Consider the following 2,796-nt stretch of genomic DNA (forward strand, 5'->3'; position numbering starts at 1 on the left):
GCTCGTCGACACGGGCGTCGTGCTGCCGTCGTCGAAGGTCAGCCGCAGGACCGGGAAGTCCAGCGCCCGCACGAAGAACACCCCGTCCCCGGAGACGGACGCCAGCGGGGTCGACTCGTCCGCGCCCACCGCGCGCGCCCCCCTGGCCGAGAGGAACGAGGCCCCGTTGTCGGACTTCACGCCGACGAACAGGCCGGGGCGCAGGAGCGCGATCCGCGCGCCGTTGAGCAGCACCGCGGCCCGCCGGTCCGGGGAGCGGTAGACGCCGGGCCCGGACAGCTCGCACAGCTCGTCGCCCACGACCAGCCGGGAGGACGGCAGGACCACGACCTGCCGCGCCGAGGTGAGCCCGCAGCGGAGCAGGTCCTCGGTGGTCGGGACGTCGCCCGTGAGGGAGGGCGCGCCCGACGTGGGCGGCGCCGACGTGGTGGGCGGGGGCGCGTCGGTGACGGTGGGCCGCACGGCCGGGCCCTCGTCCCGCGCGACCTCGGTGAGCACGACGCCGCCCAGGGCGAGCGCGGCGGCGGTGGCGGCGGCGGTCAGCGGGACCACGCGCGCGTTCCGGCCCAGTCCCCCCCTGCTCGGGACCCCTCTGTACGGGACCCCTCTGCCCCGGACCTCTCTGCCCAGGACGCGGCGGCGCAACCGCTCGCGCACCTCGGGCGGCATCGGGCGGCGCGGGGGCAGTTCGGCGGTCATCGGACCTCCTCCGCCCCGGCGCGCAGGCGGGCGCGGGCGCGGCTGATCCGGGAGCGCACGCTCACCTCGGCGACCCCGAGCAGCTCGGCGGCCTCGGCCGTGCCCAGCTCCCCGAGCAGGCACAGCTCGACGGCCTCCCGCTCGGCCTTCGGCATGGTCTCCAGCAGCGCGAGCACCCGCTTGAGCGAGCGCTCGCCGTCCACGGCGGACGCGACGTGCTCGGCGTGGTCCGGGACGACGCCGGGTGAGGGGACGCGCAGCAGCGCGCGGCGGAAGCGGCCGACGCGGCGGAACTCGGTGCGCGCCAGGTTGCCCGCGACGCTGTACAGCCACGGCAGGGCGCTGTCGCGCACGAGCGTCACCTCGGCGCGCTTGCGCCAGGCGGTGAGGAAGACCGAGGAGGTGAGGTCCTCGGCGAGCGCCCAGGAGGCGGTGAGCCGGTAGGCGTGGTTCCACACGGCTTCGGCGTGCCGCTCGAACAGCGCGGAGAACGCGGCCCGGTCACCCCGCTCCCACAGCTCGGCGTCCGATTCCAACGGCGGCGCCCCCTGTCTGCTTCCAGCAGCCATCATGGGAACAGGTAGCCGAAGCCGATCATGGCGTTGCAGTGGCGCGGGTCGCACCCCCTAGGGGGCGGGGTACGACCGCGGTAGCACCCGGTTCGCAACCGGGAGGGGACGCGCGCTGATCCCGGCGCGGGGGAGCGTGGTGGTCGTCAGCCGCAGGCCCCGCTCCAGGAGGAGGCGCCATGAGCACCGCGACCACCCACCGACCGACCCGCGTCCCCAGGGCCGCCGACCTGCCCGCGCCGGTGCGGTTCCTGGCGCACTTCCTGGCCGCGCTGGCGAGCGTGGTGCTGCTGGGCGAGGCGGGGGACGACTAGCCCGCCGCCCACCCGACCCGGCTCAGGCGCCGCACCAGCGCCCGGTTGTCGCCGGGGGCCGCGGACATCCACTCGGCCCCGGTGGCCGGGTAGCGGCCCGCCGGGGTGTCGATCCAGGTCACCGGGGGCGGCGCGCCCTCGGCCTCGACCGCGACGTGCCCGGTGCCAGGGAACGGCCCAGCGGGCATCGCGCGCGGCTGCCGCACGTCCTCGCCCCCCGCTCCGGCCCGACCCGCTGCAACCCACACCCCGCCCGGCGCCGCTACTGCCCGCGCCGCCGCCCCCGAGGCCGGGGAACCCGCCGATGGGCGACCCGTTGCCCGCCCCACCCGCGGCGAAGGCCCCACCACCGCACCCTGCGGCAAGGTCGGCGCCGGGGAAACCTGCCCCCACCGGGCGAAGCCGCCCAGGACGCCTGCGTGGTGCCACCCCCGTTGCCGCTGGGGGCGTGCCCGGCGGACACGGGCGTCCCGTTGGCCGTCGTGCGCCCGCGGGCCGCGATGTCCGGGGTGCTGGAGACGCCCCGGTCCTCGGTCACCGAGGGGATCGACGAGAAGGCCGGGATCGACGTGGCCGCCGCCTCCAGGGAGTTGTCGCGCTCCCGCACGACCGGGACGGCCTTCTGCTCGGCCTCCTCGGACTTCTCCTTGGCGGTCGGGAGGGCGGCGGGGGTCAGGGCGACCGTGAAGAGGGTGCAGGCGCCCGCAGCCTGCTTGATCATCTTCTCGGGCTCGCAGGGCGGGGGTTCCGGCATGTCGTTCTTGGCGTGGCTCGCGGCGCTCACCTGGCTGTCCAGCGCCTTGCCGCTCTCGGCGTCCCGCTCACCGTGCAGGCGGCGGGCGCGAGCGCTCCGGTGATCAGCGCGATCAGGGGCGTCGTCGGCGGTCGAGTCCTCACCGGGGCAGGGCCCTGTTCGTCGCGGTCCGGGTCGAGCGCCGGCTCCTTGGCCCCGTCGGCCCTGCTCACCGCCGTGAGCGCGGCCTGGAAGCCGCTCAGCCCCAGGCTCGGCGCGCCCGCCACCGCCCCCGCGACCGAGGCCGCCGGACCGACCGCCGTGCCGCCGGTGCCCCGCCCCGGCCCCCCTGCTCCTAGACTGGCCCTCCGCCCCTTCACGAGGAGTAGTGCGTGACCGTCCAACCCATCCGCCTGTTCGGCGACCCTGTCCTGCGGACCCCCGCGGTCGAGGTGACCGAGTTCGACGTCGAGTTGCGCAA

6 protein-coding genes and 1 pseudogene are annotated in these 2,796 nt (G+C 76.7%); 2 read left to right on the plus strand and 5 right to left on the minus strand.

From position 1 onward, the window contains the following. On the minus strand, nucleotides 1-699 hold a 699-nt coding region (locus ACTUAL_RS28495), incomplete at its 3' end, for a hypothetical protein (RefSeq protein WP_440902400.1). Continuing rightward, nucleotides 696-1,271: an RNA polymerase sigma factor gene (locus tag ACTUAL_RS28500; protein WP_096496109.1), complete on the minus strand. Its 576-nt coding sequence runs from the start codon at nucleotides 1,269-1,271 to the stop codon at nucleotides 696-698. The genes ACTUAL_RS28500 and ACTUAL_RS28495, both read right to left, overlap by 4 nt. 176 nt (nucleotides 1,272-1,447) lie before the next feature. Here ACTUAL_RS28500 and ACTUAL_RS28505 point away from each other — a divergent pair, with 176 nt between their 5' ends. After that, nucleotides 1,448-1,582 carry a hypothetical protein gene (locus ACTUAL_RS28505; protein ID WP_015803934.1) on the plus strand — a complete coding sequence of 45 codons (135 nt, stop codon included), beginning with the start codon at nucleotides 1,448-1,450 and terminating at the stop codon, nucleotides 1,580-1,582. Here the strand turns inward: ACTUAL_RS28505 and ACTUAL_RS28510 are convergent. From ACTUAL_RS28510 to ACTUAL_RS28520, 3 genes are read right to left on the minus strand one after another with little or no spacing between them, the layout of a single operon-like run. Further along, nucleotides 1,579-1,788, minus strand: coding sequence for an ESX secretion-associated protein EspG (locus ACTUAL_RS28510; protein ID WP_440902401.1), 210 nt, complete (start codon nucleotides 1,786-1,788; stop codon nucleotides 1,579-1,581). The two genes, ACTUAL_RS28505 and ACTUAL_RS28510, sit on opposite strands and share 4 nt — an antisense overlap. Nucleotides 1,789-1,844: 56 nt before the next feature. Continuing rightward, a complete protein-coding gene (locus ACTUAL_RS28515) occupies nucleotides 1,845-2,366 on the minus strand; it encodes a hypothetical protein (RefSeq protein ID WP_440902402.1) in 522 nt (173 codons plus the stop codon). Beyond that, on the minus strand, nucleotides 2,363-2,695 hold the full coding sequence (locus ACTUAL_RS28520) for a hypothetical protein (protein WP_440902403.1): 333 nt from the start codon (nucleotides 2,693-2,695) through the stop codon (nucleotides 2,363-2,365). The genes ACTUAL_RS28515 and ACTUAL_RS28520 overlap by 4 nt, the downstream gene beginning before the upstream one ends. A gap of 12 nt (nucleotides 2,696-2,707) precedes the next feature. Between ACTUAL_RS28520 and ACTUAL_RS28525 the strand changes: the two are divergent. After that, nucleotides 2,708-2,796: pseudogene (locus ACTUAL_RS28525) on the plus strand (peptide deformylase); the annotation flags it as partial.

The organism is Actinosynnema sp., assembly GCF_052038725.1.